Source organism: Kangiella sp. HZ709, assembly GCF_009674675.1.
Classification (GTDB): domain Bacteria; phylum Pseudomonadota; class Gammaproteobacteria; order Enterobacterales; family Kangiellaceae; genus Kangiella.
The window spans coordinates 834201-851423 of sequence record NZ_WKJC01000001.1 but is presented as its reverse complement, the minus strand read 5'-3'; the positions used below and the strand labels follow the sequence as shown (position 1 = coordinate 851423).

The 17223-nt window shown below is 37.1% G+C and carries 16 protein-coding genes; 10 read left to right on the top strand and 6 right to left on the bottom strand.

Going from position 1 to position 17223, the window contains the following annotated elements:
- Positions 1-26 precede the first annotated feature (26 nt).
- Positions 27-1979: a hypothetical protein gene (locus GJS41_RS03815; RefSeq protein ID WP_154245987.1), complete on the top strand. Its 1953-nt coding sequence runs from the start codon at positions 27-29 to the stop codon at positions 1977-1979.
- A gap of 61 nt (positions 1980-2040) precedes the next feature.
- Here the strand turns inward: GJS41_RS03815 and GJS41_RS03810 are convergent, their stop codons facing one another.
- Positions 2041-2655, bottom strand: coding sequence for an FKBP-type peptidyl-prolyl cis-trans isomerase (locus GJS41_RS03810; RefSeq protein ID WP_154245986.1), 615 nt, complete (start codon positions 2653-2655; stop codon positions 2041-2043).
- Between the two features lie 207 nt (positions 2656-2862).
- On the opposite strand from GJS41_RS03810, the gene GJS41_RS03805 reads away from it, so the two are divergent.
- From GJS41_RS03805 to GJS41_RS03790, 4 genes are all read left to right on the top strand, one after another.
- Entirely contained in the window at positions 2863-3765 is a 903-nt protein-coding gene (locus GJS41_RS03805; protein ID WP_154245985.1) for a recombination-associated protein RdgC, read from the top strand.
- 24 nt (positions 3766-3789) lie between these two features.
- Positions 3790-5253, top strand: coding sequence for a TonB-dependent receptor (locus GJS41_RS03800; RefSeq protein ID WP_255473400.1), 1464 nt, complete (start codon positions 3790-3792; stop codon positions 5251-5253).
- 16 nt (positions 5254-5269) lie between these two features.
- Positions 5270-5746 (top strand): YchJ family protein, encoded by a 477-nt coding sequence (locus tag GJS41_RS03795; protein ID WP_154245984.1) that lies wholly within the window; start codon positions 5270-5272, stop codon positions 5744-5746.
- Positions 5747-5860: 114 nt separating this feature from the next.
- Positions 5861-6937, top strand: coding sequence for a serine hydrolase (locus GJS41_RS03790; protein WP_154245983.1), 1077 nt, complete (start codon positions 5861-5863; stop codon positions 6935-6937).
- Here GJS41_RS03790 and GJS41_RS03785 read toward each other — a convergent pair.
- Complete coding sequence (locus GJS41_RS03785) at positions 6926-8473, bottom strand: winged helix-turn-helix domain-containing protein (RefSeq protein ID WP_154245982.1); 1548 nt, start codon at positions 8471-8473, stop codon at positions 6926-6928. The two genes, GJS41_RS03790 and GJS41_RS03785, sit on opposite strands and share 12 nt — an antisense overlap.
- A gap of 88 nt (positions 8474-8561) precedes the next feature.
- On the opposite strand from GJS41_RS03785, the gene GJS41_RS03780 reads away from it, so the two are divergent.
- Positions 8562-8789 (top strand): SlyX family protein, encoded by a 228-nt coding sequence (locus GJS41_RS03780; RefSeq protein ID WP_154245981.1) that lies wholly within the window; start codon positions 8562-8564, stop codon positions 8787-8789.
- On the opposite strand, the gene GJS41_RS03775 is transcribed toward GJS41_RS03780, so the two are convergent.
- The 3 genes from GJS41_RS03775 to GJS41_RS03765 are packed head-to-tail and all read right to left on the bottom strand — an operon-like array spanning position 8786 to position 11627.
- Positions 8786-9412 carry a response regulator transcription factor gene (locus GJS41_RS03775; RefSeq protein WP_154245980.1) on the bottom strand — a complete coding sequence of 209 codons (627 nt, stop codon included), beginning with the start codon at positions 9410-9412 and terminating at the stop codon, positions 8786-8788. The genes GJS41_RS03780 and GJS41_RS03775 overlap by 4 nt on opposite strands.
- A 7-nt stretch (positions 9413-9419) precedes the next feature.
- Entirely contained in the window at positions 9420-11081 is a 1662-nt protein-coding gene (locus GJS41_RS03770; RefSeq protein WP_154245979.1) for an ATP-binding protein, read from the bottom strand.
- A complete protein-coding gene (locus GJS41_RS03765) occupies positions 11082-11627 on the bottom strand; it encodes a heme NO-binding domain-containing protein (protein ID WP_154245978.1) in 546 nt (181 codons plus the stop codon).
- A gap of 176 nt (positions 11628-11803) precedes the next feature.
- Between GJS41_RS03765 and GJS41_RS03760 the strand changes: the two genes are divergently transcribed.
- The 4 genes from GJS41_RS03760 (at position 11804) to GJS41_RS03745 (ending at position 16602) form a co-directional block, all read left to right on the top strand.
- The gene (locus tag GJS41_RS03760; protein WP_154245977.1) at positions 11804-12787 is read left to right on the top strand and encodes a PIG-L family deacetylase; all 984 of its coding nucleotides are present in this window, start codon (positions 11804-11806) and stop codon (positions 12785-12787) included.
- Between the two features lie 10 nt (positions 12788-12797).
- Positions 12798-13757 carry an ATP-grasp domain-containing protein gene (locus GJS41_RS03755; protein ID WP_154245976.1) on the top strand — a complete coding sequence of 320 codons (960 nt, stop codon included), beginning with the start codon at positions 12798-12800 and terminating at the stop codon, positions 13755-13757.
- A 1-nt stretch (position 13758) separates the two neighbouring features.
- Positions 13759-15228, top strand: a complete 1470-nt coding sequence (locus tag GJS41_RS03750; protein WP_154245975.1) for a glycosyltransferase family 2 protein — start codon at positions 13759-13761, stop codon at positions 15226-15228.
- 129 nt (positions 15229-15357) lie between these two features.
- Complete coding sequence (locus GJS41_RS03745; RefSeq protein ID WP_154245974.1) at positions 15358-16602, top strand: lipopolysaccharide assembly protein LapB; 1245 nt, start codon at positions 15358-15360, stop codon at positions 16600-16602.
- Here the strand turns inward: GJS41_RS03745 and GJS41_RS03740 are convergent.
- Positions 16599-17069: a low molecular weight protein-tyrosine-phosphatase gene (locus GJS41_RS03740; protein ID WP_195758334.1), complete on the bottom strand. Its 471-nt coding sequence runs from the start codon at positions 17067-17069 to the stop codon at positions 16599-16601. The two genes, GJS41_RS03745 and GJS41_RS03740, sit on opposite strands and share 4 nt — an antisense overlap.
- Positions 17070-17223 lie beyond the last annotated feature (154 nt).

Sequence of the window (17223 nt, the reverse complement as noted above, 5' to 3'; positions counted from 1 at the left end):
TCACAAATCCCAATTCAAGAATATCTATGTTCAAAAAAATCACCTTCACATGCTTGCTGAGTTTGATTCTTATATCTTGCTCAAAAGACGATGCTAAGCCTTCAGCAAAGGTTAGTAAAGAGACATTAGTTACTGCCGGTTGGTTGCAAAATAACTTACCAGAAAATGCTTTAGGTTATATTCGCATTCCAAATCCATGGTTTTTCTTTTCAGGACAAGCAAATGGTTTTGAATATGCTCAGTCCAACAAAGGCCACAACCTACAGGTTGCTGCTGTTAGAAATGGCTTGTTTCGCACTTTTATCGACTCAGCACAAATTCCAAATAAAGCGGCATTAGAGTTATTTTTAAAGCACCAGACCTCGCCGTTAGAGATCGCTGTTTTACAAGAAAGGCCCGGTCAAGTGATGCCAGTATTAATGATAGCTTCTAAGTTTGACTTTGAATCAACGGATGCTTTTGCTAAACAATTCCAGCAAGTATTGCAGGGCTTGCCAATGATTCAGGAGCTTGCGCCAATTAATCAGCAAGGTGAAGGCGAGCTGTCTATTCAGGGCGGTAGTGCTCATTATCAATTTAATCAGGCTAATGGTCAGTTTAGATTGATGTTTGGCATGTTTGATATGACAACTTTAAAGGCGGTTGCTGATCAGCTTAAACCAGGCCAGCCTAAGGCAATGCAAGAACTTCAAAATCAAGTTGATACAAGTGGTCAAGGCTTATTTGCTTGGGTCAATGGTAAAGACGTGATGCCAATGGCAGAAATGATGATGCCTCCTTATGAAATGGCTCAACTGCAAGAGTTAGGCTTGGGTGAAGTAAACGCTGTGGCGCTTGGTTACGGTACAGCTAACAGCAAAGCAAGAATGCGTTTTGCTGTAGATATGCCGCATGTTGGCGTAAGACAGTTTTTGCCAAAAGTTGAAAATAAGCTTCAACTAAAAACTGTAGGTGAACCCTCAGCATTTGCTTTGTTGTCATTGCCAACGTATGAGCAGTTAGAGCAAATTATTCGTCGTATAGAGCCAAATGAAGCTGAAAAAGCTTTGGAAGACATTAATAAAGAGACTCAAGAAGCTTTAGGTATCGATTTCAAACAATTAGCATCTGTTCTTGGTCCTGAAATGACTATTTTTAAAGATACAGTGGGTAGCTTCTTTGCAGTTCGGTTGAATGATAAAGCTGGATTGAATCTGCTGATTGAAAAATTAAAGCAGTCTGGTCATGGTGATTATAAGACTCGCTCTTTTAAAGGAACTGATATTCACCATCTAACCTTTCAAGTAGCTGGCGCTACAGGTTTATCGGCTTTAAGCAGTCCATCTGCTGGTGAAGTTTTAGGGATGTTAAGTCAGCTTAGCAGTCATATGTTTTGGATCGAAGAAGATGGACATTTATTGCTTGCTTCAATACCGCAGCCTTTAATGGAGCGTATCGAAAAGGGAGCTGATATCGATTTAGCGACTTGGGTTGCGATAAATCAAGGTCAAAATATCGAGAATGCCTTATTTGCAGCTAGCGGTACTTTTGATGGCTTATCGAGAAGTGCTTATCATACCTATGTGGAGTTGCTTTTGTTTGCTTCTGAATTAGTTAATGCAGATATTGATGTTATGGCTATTCCTAGTGCAGAAAAGCTAGCATTTGCAGAGCAAGGCACCATGGGGATGCAAGTGGATTCTACAGAAAACCAGTTCGCTGTAGAAATTACCTTTGAGCAAGGTCCTTTGGATATTTTTCATGCAGCGGGCACTATGCAGGCTGTGGCAGTTACCGGTATTTTAGCTGCGGTAGCTATTCCGGCCTACCAAGATTATGTAAAGCGAGCTGAGTTACAAGCTTATCGTCAATATGAGACGCAACAAAATGCCATCGAAGCTCTAGAAGAGCTGGAAGATATCGATGTGATCGAAATTGAAAGTGAAGTTATTGAGTCAGTTGAGGATGAGATCGAAGAAACTATTATAGATAATCAATAGTTTGTAAATAAGAAAAAAGCCCAGCTGATGCTGGGCTTTTTAATTTCTTGTAGCTTAGAAACTAAGCAACGATATCTAATAGTTCAATATCGAAGACTAATGCTTGATATGGACCAATGTCGCCACCAGCACCTTGCGCGCCATAGGCTAAGTCATAAGGAATATAAAGTTTCCACTTAGAACCCACTGGCATTAGCTGAAGTGCTTCTGTCCAACCTTTAATAACGCCACCCACTGGGAATTCAGCTGGTTGCCCACGACGGTATGAACTATCGAATTCTTTACCATCGATTAAGGTGCCTGCGTAGTGAGTTTTTACTGTTGAAGCTGCGGTTGGGGTTTCACCAGTACCAGTTTCTATAACTTCATATTGTAAGCCAGATTCTAAAACAGTCACTTCTTCGCGCTTAGCGTTTTCCGCCAAGAAAGCTTCACCTTCAGCGGCAAATTTTTCCGCATCTTCTGCTTGTTGCACTTGAAGTTGCTGTTGGATTTCTTGGAAAGCAGCATTGATATCATTAGGATCAACTTGTGGAGCTTGACCATTGAAAGCATCTTGTAAGCCTGCGACTAGCGCGGTTAATTCGACGCCTTTGAATGCGCCATGTGCTTGTTGGCCCATTTGCATGCCAATGCCATAAGAAGCTCTAGCTTCAGTAGTTTTAAAATCAGACATAGTAATCTCTTGGTTATGAATTCTTTAAATAAAGAGTGAATAAAAGGATTGATAGGCTAGTATCTTGGGGCATCTTAAGATTATTAAAGGGGCAAACTCGATTTTTGGCTCAAACGGAAAAATACTGTTAAAAATCTGCCATCGCTAGTGTGTTCCGTGAAGAATTTAGCGATAATGCGGCTAATCCTTAATAATACGAATATCAATATGTGGTTTAAAAACTGCTACATCTATTTACTTAGCAAAGAAACCGAGCTTTCGGCAGAGTCATTAACAGAAAAACTTGAATCACATCGATTTTCTGAAGTAGGCAGACAAGAAGCTGAAAGGGTGGGCTGGATTTCCCCTTTAAATCGAAATCTGGAGACATTAGTACACTCTGCTAATGGCTGCCATTTGGTATGTTTACGCAAAGAACAAAAAGTGATCCCTGCGAGTATGCTCAAAGAACGCTTAGAAGACCGAGTGCAGGCTATTGAAAATAATGAAGGGCGCAAAGTCTATGGCAAAGAAAAGAGCGCTTTAAAAGACGATATTCTAAGTTTGCTGAAGCCTAAGGCTTTGACGAAATCGAGTCATACGTTTGGTTATTTTGATTTTAGGAATCAACTACTAGTTGTGAATGCAGGTTCTAATGGAGTTGCCGATACCTTTGTTCAGCTTCTGATTGATTCGCTGGGAACTTTAGGTGCTGTTAAACTGATCGGTGAAGAAAACCCAAGTCAAATTATGAATCAGTGGCTATTGGATAATATGCCAGATGCTTGGTCTTTGACTGGCCAATATGAACTTAAAGATCCAAAAGATGAGCGAGTGGCTAAATTCAAAGATAATGAAGCGAATAATAGCTTGATCCATGAATTGATAGAAGATGGTTATTGGTTACAAAAGTTAGGCATAAACTATCAAGATACATTTAAAGCAGTGATTCAAAGTGACTTGCTAATAAAGAGCATTAAATACAGCGATGAGTTAGTTGCAGAAAATGATAATATAGATAAATCGGAGCAGTATGCGCAATTCGATGCTGACTTTGTTTTAATGACGCAAACATTGGCTGGATTTATTGCTGAGTTGAAGCGGCTGTTTAAAGTTAAAGTAGAACATTAAAACGGAAAATCACTAGGAATTATTGTGAACGAAACAAATCACGACAAGAAATATGACCAAAAACATGATAAGACTTTAAGCACCGAGCAAAAAGCATTATCCATTAATCTTGATAATAATCAGTATGGTACTTTTGTTGAAATTGGTGCAGGTCAAGAGGTCGCTCGCCAGTTCTTCTCTGCTGGTGCAGCCGCCGGTACAGTCGCAAAAACCATGTCTGCTTATGATATGCAGGTCAGTGATGATATCTACGGTAAAGCTGGACGCTATGTAAGTCGTGAGCGACTGGAGCAAATGCTCAGTCATGAGTATGAATTATTGCATAAACGATTAGGTGAAGTTCGCCCACAAGAAACTCAATATTTCAGTTATGCCGCAACGGTAACCGCAAAAAGTTATTCCCAGAAAAATGAATGTCATGGCTGGATCGGGATTAAATTTCAGCCAGAAGCTGATGCAGAAGCTAGCGAAATCATTATGCATGTTCGCATGCTGGACGATACTAATCGTGAGCAATCTGAAGCGCTAGGCATTTTTGGTGTAAATGTGGTTTATGGTGCTTTTCACTATAAAGATCAGCCAAAAGTCTTTATTGAATCTTTATTAGATAATTTGGTGGATGGCTTTGGTCAGAAGCGAATAGAAGTCGATCTTATTCACTTCTCGGGCAGTCAATTTAAAACTATTGAAAACCGTTTGATGAATTTGCATTTGGTTCGTTCTTGGTGCTGCCGCGCAGTTATGTTCGATGCAGAAGGTCAGTCAGAGGTTCCTGGAAGTTTGCTACGCAAAAAGGATGTGATGGTCATTCGTGGTTCGTTCAAGCCGCCGACAAAAGTGCATTTGGATATGACCGAAGCTGCCATGCAGCAGTTTTTAAAAGAAGATGGTATTAACCCTGAAAAGGTTTGTACCGTTGCTGAAATCACCATGGCTGAGCTGGCTTCAGACGATGATGAAACCGATGCTAGTTTCTTAGCGCGTGTAGATTTGCTGAATAAGCTGGGCTATAACGTATTAATTTCAGATTATTTGCGTTTCTTCCGCTTGCGCTCTTGGATGCGCCGCTATACTCAGAATCGAATTGGTATTGTACTCAGTATCTTAGATTTCGATCAGCTGTTTAATGAAGAGTATTACGAAGGTTTAGAAGGCGGTATTTTAGAAGCCATGGGAAAACTCTTCTCTGGCAACACCAACGTTTATGTTTATCCTACTCGCGTGAATGGCGGCTTGATTACCTTAGATAATGTAAAGGTTTCTGAAAACACTCATTATTTGTTACAGCACTTGAAAGACAATAAGCTATTAGTAGCAACAGAAACTTGGAATGATGAAAATCTACATATTTCGGCGCATAATATCGCTAAAGAAATTCCTTTAGGACAAGGTGACTGGGAGAAGCAGTTGCCGGAAGCTATTCGCGACGAAATTAAAGATAAGTGTATGTTTGGTTATTGCGAACTGCCTGAATTACCTTCAGATTAACCTTTTTAAATAAGTCATGATATGTCCCTGCCAAGATAAAAGCGCTACAAATGCAAGACTGTATGAAGATTGTTGCGAATCAAAGCATAAGGGCTTAACAAAAGCCCAATCGGCAGAAGAGTTAATGCGTAGCCGCTATAGTGCTTTTTTCTTAGGCTTAGGGAAATACATTTTTGATACCCACCATGCGGACTTTAGAAATGGAACGGTCGAAGATTATACTGCTAGCGCTCAATCCACTAACTGGTGCCGTCTAGAAGTTTTAGAATCTGAGCAGTTAGAGAGTAATGATAAAGTAAATTTCAAAGCTTATTTTTTTGAAAAAGATAAGCTTCATTGTATGCATGAAATTTCCAACTTTGTATTAGAAGCTAATCAATGGTTTTATACTGATGGCGAGTATCAACCCAAGACTGTTGAAAAGATCGCGCGAAATGATCAATGTCCTTGTCAAAGTGGCTTAAAAGCCAAGAAATGTCACTTATTGATATAAGCTGTTGTTATATAAGTAACTTTATTTTTCTTTAGATTTCTTTAGCCATACTTCAGACTTATTCATTCCAGAATATCTACCATGAAACCTCATATTTATTAATGAGGAAAAATCATGAAGAGCAGTTCAAAAATTTTAATCGCCATTGCTATTAGCTTATGCTCCCTATCTACACAAGCGAGTGAAACAGCTATAAATTTGGATCCATTTGATGAAATGGAAAATAAAATTGTTAATAAAGACTATAAAAAAATCACGAGTGTTTTAGTTAACAAAAAAGGAAGTTTGGTGTATGAAAAATATTTCAATGAAGGAAGTAAAAGCCATTTAAACGACGTTCGCTCAGCAAGTAAGTCCATTACGGCATTACTATTTGGTCAAGCGATTGAAAATGGACTTTTCAATTCCGAACAAGATAAAGTTATTCCAGTATTTGCAGATAAGCAGCCCATAGCTAACTTAACACCTAAGAAGGCAAATATGACCTTCCAAGACCTCTTAATGATGAATCCTCCGATGGAGTGCAACGATTGGAATAATATGTCTCAAGGTAATGAAGAACGCATGTATTTATTGGAAGATTGGGAGCGATTTGTTTTAGATTTACCGAATAGAGGTACGCCACCATGGGAGCCGTCTGTTGAAGACAGACCTTACGGCGTGGCTTACAGTTATTGTACTGGCGGGGTGTTTTTAACTGGCTCGGCTATATCACGTAAAGCAAAAATGGGCTTGGATGACTTTGCCGAGAAATATTTATTTTCTCCAATGGAAATTAATAAATCTGTATGGCCATATTCCCCAATGGGCATTGCTCAGGGTGGCGGAGGTCTAAGACTAAGCAGTAGAGATTATTTAAAATTAGGACAACTCATATTAGACAAGGGAGTCTACAAAGGCCAATCAATCATAAATGCTAGCTGGATAAATAAGATGTTAAAAGCGCGCTCGCTTGCTATGCCTGATAGAGGAATTGAATACGGATATCTTTGGTGGATATTTCCTTTTGAACATCAGGGCAAACAGATTAGAGCGTATGCAGCGGCAGGAAATGGAGGTAATTATTTGTGGGTTGTTCCTGAATTAGAGTTGGTATCTTTGGTTACGAGCACAGCTTACAACACTTCTTATATGCACCAGCAGACGCAGGAAATTTTTGAGAAAGTTGTGTTAAAGAGCTTACTTGATTAAGTCTTTGGGCAGCCATGCTTGTTGAACAATGTTATTTTTTTCTTGTTCAACAAGCGTTTCAATTCTATCAAGATGCTCTTTGAACTGGCTATCAGCATGCCAGTTGAGAAGTGTCCCGACTTTAGAAAGGAAAGCTTTGTTGCGATAGCCAAGTTCGATAGCTCTATTTATCGTAATCATAGCTAACTCCATTTCGCCCATTAAACTCTTAACAATGGAAAATAAGATAAATGTTTCAGGCCAACTAACACTGTTTTGATGTTTATCAATCGAGGCGCTCAAAAAAGATAGGTTACTTATTGATTGGTTTTTTATGCTAGAACTTATCAATGCCTGCCATGTTAGATTCTGAAATTTGTCATTAATAGATACTGCTTTTTGAATAGCTATCACAGCTTGTTGATTCTGTTGTTTTTCAAAATGAATTAGGCTTTTAATGACGTAAATATCTGCTGAATGATAATTTTTATTTATAGACTCGTTAATAATCGACAAGGCTTCATCTGTTCTTTGGTGGGAAAATAAGTATTTTGCATAGGTCGAAATAGAAACAACATTGTCAGGAGCGTATTGTAAGGACTTTTGATACCAGGAATCTGAAGCTTGGTGAAAGCCCAAAAGTTCTAGGGTTTGCGCGACTTGTAAAAATCGATAATGGTGTTTGCCATCTATGGCTTTCATATTAAGCTTTAAAGATTCAAACAAGTGCCCTTTAATCATCAGTAAGTAGGCCAGTGAGGCTTGAATTCCAGTATTGTTAGCATCTAAAGACAAACTTTTTTGATAATAAGCAATGGCTGAGTTGATGTCGCCAGCTGCATCATAGGCATAGCCTAAGCTAGACCAGGATGCGGCATTTCTTGGTGCTAACTGGGAAGCTAAACTTGCTAATTGGATGGCTTTTACCCCGAGCGACTCAGGACCATTATATTTGGTTAGTTCATGTGAATAGGCTACGCTTTGTCCTATCAGAGCTTCAATGGCTCTTGGTTCTTCCTGTAAGGCTTTATCAAATAAGTCAATGGCAATGTCGTTACTATCAGCATCAAATTTACCAAGGTAAAACTGCCCTTGTTTAATGTATTCCCTGGATTGCTCATTTATTGTGGCGACCTTTACAAGCTCTTTTGGTTTTAAAGAGAAGTACGCTAATGCTATTGAAGTAATCGGGATGAAGAATAAGGCTAAGATTTTGATACTCGATGAGGGCTTTTCTAATGTTAGTTCTGTTTGCTTAACGCTTGGAAGCCAGCGATAACCTTGACCTCTAACTGATTCGATAAGCTTGCTCTCTATTCCGGCTTGCTTGAGCTCTTTGCGTATTAAAGCAACTCTTTGAGTCACCGTCTCATCACTAACATTATTTTTCCATACAGAGTTAATAATGTTATCAATTGAGTTAATACGAGAAGAGTTTTTTACTAAAAACAGCAAAAGGTCAAAGCTCAAACTCGGAAGCTCTAAGGCTTGCTTCCCGTAAGAAACAGTCCGTTGCTTGGTATCAATAATAAGATCTGAAGTTTTAAGGATAGTCATTAAATATGTCTAAAAATATTAAGCATGCATATATTGCCAGATTAGTTTTATAATGGCTAACTACAAATGTAACCAAAGATTCTACAATATGAGCGATATAAATACTCTTATAAAGAGAGTTGAAGAGTTAGAAATGAAGGTTTCTTTTCAAGATGATGGGATTGAGCAATTAAACAAAATTATTACAAAGCAAGACTCGATTATCCGTAAGATGGAAGAGCGTTTTTTATTGATCGGTGAGAAAATCCAAGATATGGAAAGTCAAATGCCAAGTAAAGGTTTCAACCCGGCTGACGAATTGCCTCCCCACTATTAGGAGTTAATACTTATCAAGCCCAATTTGAACGCTGAAACAACAACTCCGGTGCGATTTTTTGAATCGAGTTTAGAGCATAAAGCTCTAATATGGAGTTTCACAGTCGACTCTTCTAGATTTAAGCCGCGTGCAATTTCTTTATTTGACATCCCCTCTACAAGCATATGCAGAACATCAGACTCCCTTTGAGTTAGTTTAGGTGAGTTGTTACGTTTAAAATCGTCATGTTGATCCTCATTCAGAAGTATATCAGGAATATACTTGCCACCTTTTAGCACTAACTCTATAGCACTTCCCAGTGTTTCTCCTGCAATTGTTTTGGGTATTACACCATTAACATCGCTTTCGAATAATTTTTGAATTAACGGCTTATCAACAAAGCCTGAAAGAATAATAAACGGAGTTTCTTGAATTTGGATTAGATCGCGAATAGAGTCAATACCTTTCATTCCAGGCATTTGATAATCTAAAAGCACTAGATCTTGCTTGTTTTGTTCTAAATTATCGCGCACTGATGCATAAGAATCTGCATGGTCTATGTTAGAAGCTTTTAAATCTCTTTTCAGTAAAAGCTCTATGGCATCTCTGAATAAATCATGATCGTCAGCAAGTAAGATATTCATTTTATATTTAGTTTATGGATTCTAATAATTCTCGCAGTCTATTTGTGTCAATAGGCTTTTCTAGTAGGTGAACATTTTCTACATCAGCAAGAGCTTTAACTTTTTCACTTGTAATATATCCTGTGCAAAGGATAAAAGGAATAGTTGTATTTCCCTTTCTCAGGTAATCTAGTATGTCAGTTCCTTTAATTCCTGGCATCATATAGTCACTGATAATGCATTTCCATGTATTAGGGCTCTTCATAAGAGCTTTTAAGCCCTCATACGAAGAGGAGTGAGCAATAGGTTTAAACCCCATTCTCATAACTAGTGTTGATAAGTACTCCAAATGATTCTGATCATCATCAACTAATAATATTTCATTGGAGTGAGGTGGAGTGTTACTAGTCTTCTCTGTAGGCAGGTACTTGACCTCAGACGCTATAATAGGAAATGAAACCTCGCAGTAGGTTCCCAGGTTGGGTGTCGATAGTATAGTAATATTACTTTCATGCTGTGAAACAGTTTCAAATACACTGTACATACCAAGCCCTGTGCCACTGCCTTTATCTTTAGTAGTAAAATAAGGCTCGAATGCTTTATCTAAAGTTTCTTGAGACATTCCGCAACCATTGTCCTGTATCGAAATAGTAATGCAACCAGCCGGCAGCTTTGAAACCCCAGCACTAGTAGCACTAATATTCTTAGCGTTTTTGAATACTTTTTTTGAGAGCAAGTTTACATCGGGAGTATATTCCTTATGGGCATCAAGGTTTATGATTATTTGAGCATTTTTATCGTGACAAGCATCTCTAGAGTTAGTTAATAGGTTAGTGAAAAGTCTAATCAATTGTGTTTTATTTCCATCGATAAGGATTTTCCCTAAGTAATCAGGACTATTAAATTGTATTTTTTGATTAATAGTATTTTGTACGATCTCAATAGACTCTTCTATGACCTCTAAAATTAAAATTGAAGATTGCTCAGAAATCTTTTGATAATTAAATTCGGAGAGGTTTTGTATGATTTTTTTTCCTCTGTCCACTGCGCTTAGAATTTTTAGAGAAAATGATTGAAGTTCGGAGTTAGTCTCTAAATCTTCTTTTAGGAAATTTGCAAAACCATTAATAGCGCCTAGAATATTGTTAAAGTCATGAGCGATCACGCTGGCCATTCGACCTATCGCTTCCTGTTTTTGTGATTGATACAGTTTCTTTGAAAGCTTCGACTTCTCTAGTTCAGCATTTTTTCTCCATGTAATGTCATTGACTAGAATGATCCATAAATCATCAGGGGTTTTATTAATTTTACACAGTATCCATCTGCTGGCATCAAGTTGAATTTCAAATGTAGCTTGCTCGCTTACATTGCTTTGTTTGGGAAATGATGGATTATTAACAATATCTTTTAGGTGCTCTTCAACATTATCGCCCTGAGCAAGATCCAGAGTGCTATTAAAATAAATTGAGTTGAATTGGTTGTTTATCAAAGATACCGTAAAATAACTATCTATAACCACTATGCCATCAAGAATATTATCAAGTGCATATTTCAACTTGATTTCAGTTTTTTCTATTAATAAAGATGATTCATAGAGTTCTTCGGATAAAGACTCGAGTATACTCTCAGCTTCTTGCCTTGCTTTTATTTCGCGCGCTATTTTTTTTTCTAAGCTAGCTATATCATTCATTTATATGTTTGTAATAGTGAATAAAGCATGGGTACCATTAAAAGGCTCTTTATCTTCTCTAACTACTTTGCAACTGTTACCGTAATGTTCAATACATCCAGCGATTAAGCCTTCTGCAAGGTCTGCCATAGGCCTTTTTGACAAATATAACATGGATAGTTCATCACCTTCATCATTTAAATGAACGTCAAAGCTAGGTAATGAAGTATTTTGATACATTTTTCGTACTTGTTTATGGATTTCATTTTCAAGGGCATACAAGCAAGGGATCGCATTATCATATTTTTCAATAAATTTGTTATGAGCTTTTGCTAGAGATTGAAATAAATATTGTCCGAAATTGATAGTTATGTCATTGACTGAGCGACCTGATTCTTCCGACATTACAATAAGACAATTAACAATTTCTGAACTCGAATAGTTGCCAATAGTGGTGTAAGCAAATTCTGATTCAGGCCCAGTTTTTTCTTCTAAATAGTTAAGAAAGTCTAATCCGTAATTTTCTTCTATAAAACTAACAAATGAGTTAAATACTATGCCTTTCATAAAGCCTCCATTTTAAGGGCTATCTTAAACTAGTTGAAAAAATAAGTGTAGGTATCAAAAGATATAAAAAACCTCCGAAAGATATTCTTAATATCTTAATAGCCTGAGGATTAGACTTTTAGTGAATAGTAATTGTTATCAAAAAGGCTAAGGTAGTTGTAACGGAGGAATAGTTAATGAAAAAATCAAAAATACTTGTAATAGATGATGACAATGAATTCTGTTTCATTATTGAAAGAGTTTTGAGTAGGAGTTTAAAGGCTGAAGTTGATTATTCACAAGACGGAAAGTCAGCTTTAGAGAAAATATATTGCCAAGATTGGGATCTAATTATCACAGATTATAAGTTACCCTGCATCCATGGCTTAGATATAGTTAAACATTGCCGTAGTATTAAGCCACATGTTCCTATTCTGTTAATGACCGGTCATGCAAGCCTAGATGTTACCCTAGAAGCAATGGAGCTGCATGTGGATGCTTTTTTGCAAAAACCTTTTGATAACAAAGCTCTAGAAAATGAAGTGGTAAGGTTGCTTTCACAGAGCAGAAAAAGCGTAGAACCTAAGGTTATTTTAGCAATTGGAGCTCACCCTGATGATGTTGAGATAGGTTGCGGAGGTAGCTTAATTAAGCATACAAAAAATGGTGATCTTGTATATATTTTGACACTGAGCAAAGGTGCAGCAGGAGGAAGTGCAAGCACCAGAACAGAAGAGGCGTTAGATGCAGCAGATGCAATATCTGCAACATTAATTCTAAAGGATTTTGCAGATACTAAAATTCATGAGTCTTCTAATTTAATAAGTGAAATTGAAAAAGTGGTTGCAGAAGTGCAGCCAGACATTGTCTATACCCATTCTATTCACGATAACCATCAGGATCATCGTTGTGTTCACTCAGCTTCTATCGTTGCTTGCAGACAAGTTAGAAGTGTTTTTTGCTATCAAAGTCCATCTTCTACTATTAGCTTTGAGCCAACTAAATTCAACAACATAAGTAACTTCATCGATGAAAAGAAGAGCGTCATTGGCTTGTATCGTAGTCAGAAAGAAAAGTGTAATTACCTAAAGGAAAGCTTGATTAAGTCTTCTGCCGAGTATTGGGGCCGTTATACAAATTACCAATTTGTAGAGCCTCTTGAAGTAATTAGAGTAAGTTAAGGAGTATATCATGAGAGTTTTAGTATCTGGTGCCGGCGGTGCAGCTGCAGTGTCTTTTTTCAAATCAGTATCTTATCTAGATTTGAATATTCATATGGCCGACATAGATCCATTAGCAGTTGGCCTTTATTTAGTGCCTGAACACAAAAGGCACATTGTGAAGAAAGGTTCTGATTTGAACTTTGTCAATTGTCTTTTAGAAGTATGTGTTAAAGAAAAAATTGATGTCTTAATACCCACGGTAGATTGTGAATTAGTACCTATTGCTCAAAATATGCACAAATTTAGAGCAAATAATATAAAAGTTCCAATCTCGACAGAAAATACGCTTGCAACTTGTTTAGATAAATACGCGCTGATGCAATGCTTAACAGGAATAGCTCCTCTTGCAAAATTTGAATTATATAAAGGCCTGCCATTAAAAAAAGATTGGATTTATCCAGTTATTGCAAAACCAAGAACGGGCAGCGGTGGAAGAGGAATTAAGTATATCAATCACGAAAGTGAACTTGATTCAATCCCATCGGACGGTAGTTATTTAATCCAAGAATTTCTGCCAGGTGAAGAGTACTCTGTTGACACCTATATGAACCAGTCAGGATTTGTTGTTTCGGCTGTTATCAGAGCTAGACTTAAGACAGATTCAGGAGTGGCTGTAGCAAGTTGCACAATAAAAGATAAAGAATTGGAAAGTGCCGCTAGCGAGATAGCAAGAAATTTAAATTTAAGATACGTATCTAACATTCAATTTAAAAGAGATTTAAATGGTTCTCCAAAGCTACTAGAAATCAATCCTCGCTTCCCAGGGACGATGCCTCTTACAGTAGGCGCTGGGGTTAATATGCCAGAATTATGTCTAAGAGAATTAAATAATAAACTGGAAAATATAAAAATAGACTATGAAGAAATTGCAGTAGTTAGATATTGGGCTGAAAAATTCGTAACTATGGATGAGTTTGTCAGAGCTTAATATGTTCGAGTGGATTTTGACATCAATGGTTTTAGTCGGAGTAAGTCCATTGTTAGCTTCTTTATTCCAATTTGTCCTCATCGGTTTTCATGGACGAAAGCCGATTCCTCATAAAAATAACTTCCCTCGTCTTGCAATTATTATTCCTGCTTGGAACGAAGAAGGAGTCATTGGAAATACGGTTGAGTCTTTAATGAAATTGCACTATCCAAAGAGTAAATTAAAAATTTATATCATTGATGATGCATCAACGGATGATACCCCGGAAATTGCAAAACGTAAACATAACTTATATCCAGAAAATGTTTACCATATGAGAAGAGAGAATGGAGGTCAGGGAAAAGCGCATACATTGAATTACGGGATTAAGAAGCTACTGAAACAAGGGTGGTTTGAAGCATTAATGATTATTGATGCTGATGTGTTGTTTGAAAAATACAGTTTAATAAGGATGACAAGGCATTTAAACGATAAGTCAGTAGGCTCGGTGACTGCTTATATAAAAGAAGGTAGTTTCCCCGGGAATCTTATTACTCGATTTATAGCATTCGAGTACATTACTGCTCAAGCTGCTTCTAGGAGGGCTCAAAATTTATTGCAGCATTTAGCTTGCTTAGCTGGTGGTGCTCAGTTGCATACTGCAGAGAACTTAAAAGCTATTGGAGGAGCGATTGATACCAGCTCCTTAGCAGAGGATACCTTTACAACATTTAAGACTCAAATTTCCGGACGAAAAGCGGTTTTTGAGCCAAATGCCATTGTTTGGGCAGAGGAACCAGATACTTTAGATGCTGTGTGGAAGCAGAGATTAAGGTGGGCTAGAGGTAATATTCAAGTAACAAAAGCCTTTAAGCACCTTTGGTTTAATAGAAGCATAAGTGCTGCCTTGGGTAGCGTGTCTTTTGCATTTTTATGGTTTCCGATAATGCTAATGCCGTTCTTTTTAATATTTGGAAGTGTTGGCTTAATCTCTCTATATTTCTTGGACTTTCCACTATCTTGGAAGTTGTTTCAGCTAGTTTGGATTATTAACATAATCATATATCTTTTTATTACGCTCTTTTCTTTTGAAATTGATCCGTCAACTGCAAAGCGGGCATGGTTTGAAGGCTTTTTATTCCCTGGGATTATTTCAATGGTGATTATGTGCTTCTCTATCAATCCAATTTGGTTAGAAGGTCTTTTGTTTGTGGATAAAGTTGCTAGGCCTAGTGGCTTTTCATGGCAAGCTTGCGTGATTTTATTTATGTACGCATGGCTGTCCTTGGGGATGTTGGCAGCCTACCTAACGATGATAACAGAAAAAAAAGGCGTGCCAGAACTGCTTGTTAAATTTCAATTGTTGCTAGCTGGATTTGGTCCTTTTTTGTGCATGATTACGCTTAACTCTTATATTTCAGAGCTTCAAAAAAAAGAGCTGAAATGGGATAAAACAGAAAAAAAAGGCAACGTAAAAATATTAGGTGAATGAGATTAACTTACTAGGTGTTAACCATAAGCTCGCAGCAGATGATAAAGAGTTTGAAAAAAAATTGTTTATGAAGGAAGTAAGGATCATGGCAATAATTATTGCGTTAGTGGTAATAAGAGAGGTTTTAATATGAATACAAAAAAATACTTGATTGCATGCGTATTGTTATCATGTTCAAAAGCAGCTTTTGCCAGCTGCGATATACTGCAGCCTTACACATTGGAAACGGAAAGAAAAGCATCCTACTATTTAGAGTTAGGTGTGAATTTGAGAACTGATAAATGCTTAATGGAAGCTATTATAGCATTTAATAAAGGACTGGAGTTACAGCCCGAGAATGTAAATTTAATTCATGAGAAGTCTATTGCATTAGAGTGGAGTAACAAGTTGGATGAAGCTTTGAATAGCCATGCAAATGCCTTGAAATTAAATCCTTATCACAAAGCTTCATTGTTAGGTTTAAGCCGCGTATCTAAGTGGATGGGGGAATGGGAACAGGCCTTTCATTACTTGAATCAAGTATCCCCAGAGTTGGAAATTTCAGAATACCACTATCAGATGGCAGATATATACTTTCTAAAAATGGATCTCAGTAGTGCAGTTGAAAGTATAAAAAAAGCATTGACTATAAAACCCAAGCAAGAAAATTATTTGATTTTGTTAAATAAGATTAAAAATCATGAGCGATATAGCATCACAGTGAATAGTGTAAGAGAGTCAAATAATGTTTCATCGGCTATTAATAGCTACAACATGGGGCTGAGTTATCAGTACTCAGCAATTACATTTGTGAACTTAAGGCTTGAAAGTAGAAGCTCTGTTATCAATGAATTTGAATTTAATCAACTGGGTGTTCCGATCGAGGTAGCGGGATCCGAAAAACTATCAGTTAATTGGAACCAGTTTTATTATAATACTTCTCATTCACTATCAGTCGCTATTAACAAAGATAAAAGCAGAGGAAGTAATTGGGTAATCGGAGGAGAAAAGCACTTTAAGTTTAATAATGAACATCAGATTGGTGTGGATATTCAGTACAGTCAGCAGAAATCAAGCAGTGCCAAGCTACTTGGAGTAAGTTATTTAAGTAAAATTAGCGATGATTTTAATTTGCGAGGTAAGGTATTCATTAGCAAAGATTTTAACAACAATAAAACCCATGGGCTTTTATTTGCAGCTAATAAAAGGTATGGGGATAACTCTGTAGATACCGGGTTGAGTGTCAGCCGTAATGATGTGATAGGTACACAGCAAACATACTTTATCAATTATCGCAGGAGAATAACTAATAGACTGTCATTGAATGCTTCTGTGGCTAATAGTAAACAGCTAAATTTGAAGCAAGTAAGTATGGGGTTTAATTATCGCTTCTAGAGTTCTAGGAATTCCTTCAATAAATTTTCGCACGCTATTTCTAGATGGTCTATTGTAGTTTGAAAGTCATTTAAATTACCTTTGTATGGATCCGCTAATTCGGATAAGCCTAAGCTAGGTGCGTAATCATCTAACATAAGCTTTATTTTGTAATGATAAATAAGAGGAGATATATCCTTTAGAGATTCGATGTTTTTTTTATCCATGCCAATGATTAAATCAAATTTTTCGAAATCTGATACAGTGATTTCTCTGGCTCTCAAATTGCTTATGTCATATTCATTGATTTTAGCCATCATCATGGCTCTTTTATCTGGACTTTTGCCTACGTGATATCCTTTTATTGCAGCGGAATCCAGATGGAAGTCACCGTCTAATGAATGCTGTTTTAACTTTTCTCTGAATATACCTTCCGCTAGTGGTGAGCGGCAAATATTGCCTAAACAAACAAATAAAATAGTACTCATAAATTCACCCCAATCATCTTTATACTTATTATGACACTGAAGTATTGTGCTGAAAGATATCTTAAGTATAGTTTTAGTAATCATTTGATAAAAAATTTGCAGTTTAATAATTAATCACTATAATCTTCAGCCAAGTTTGCAATGGTGCAAACGT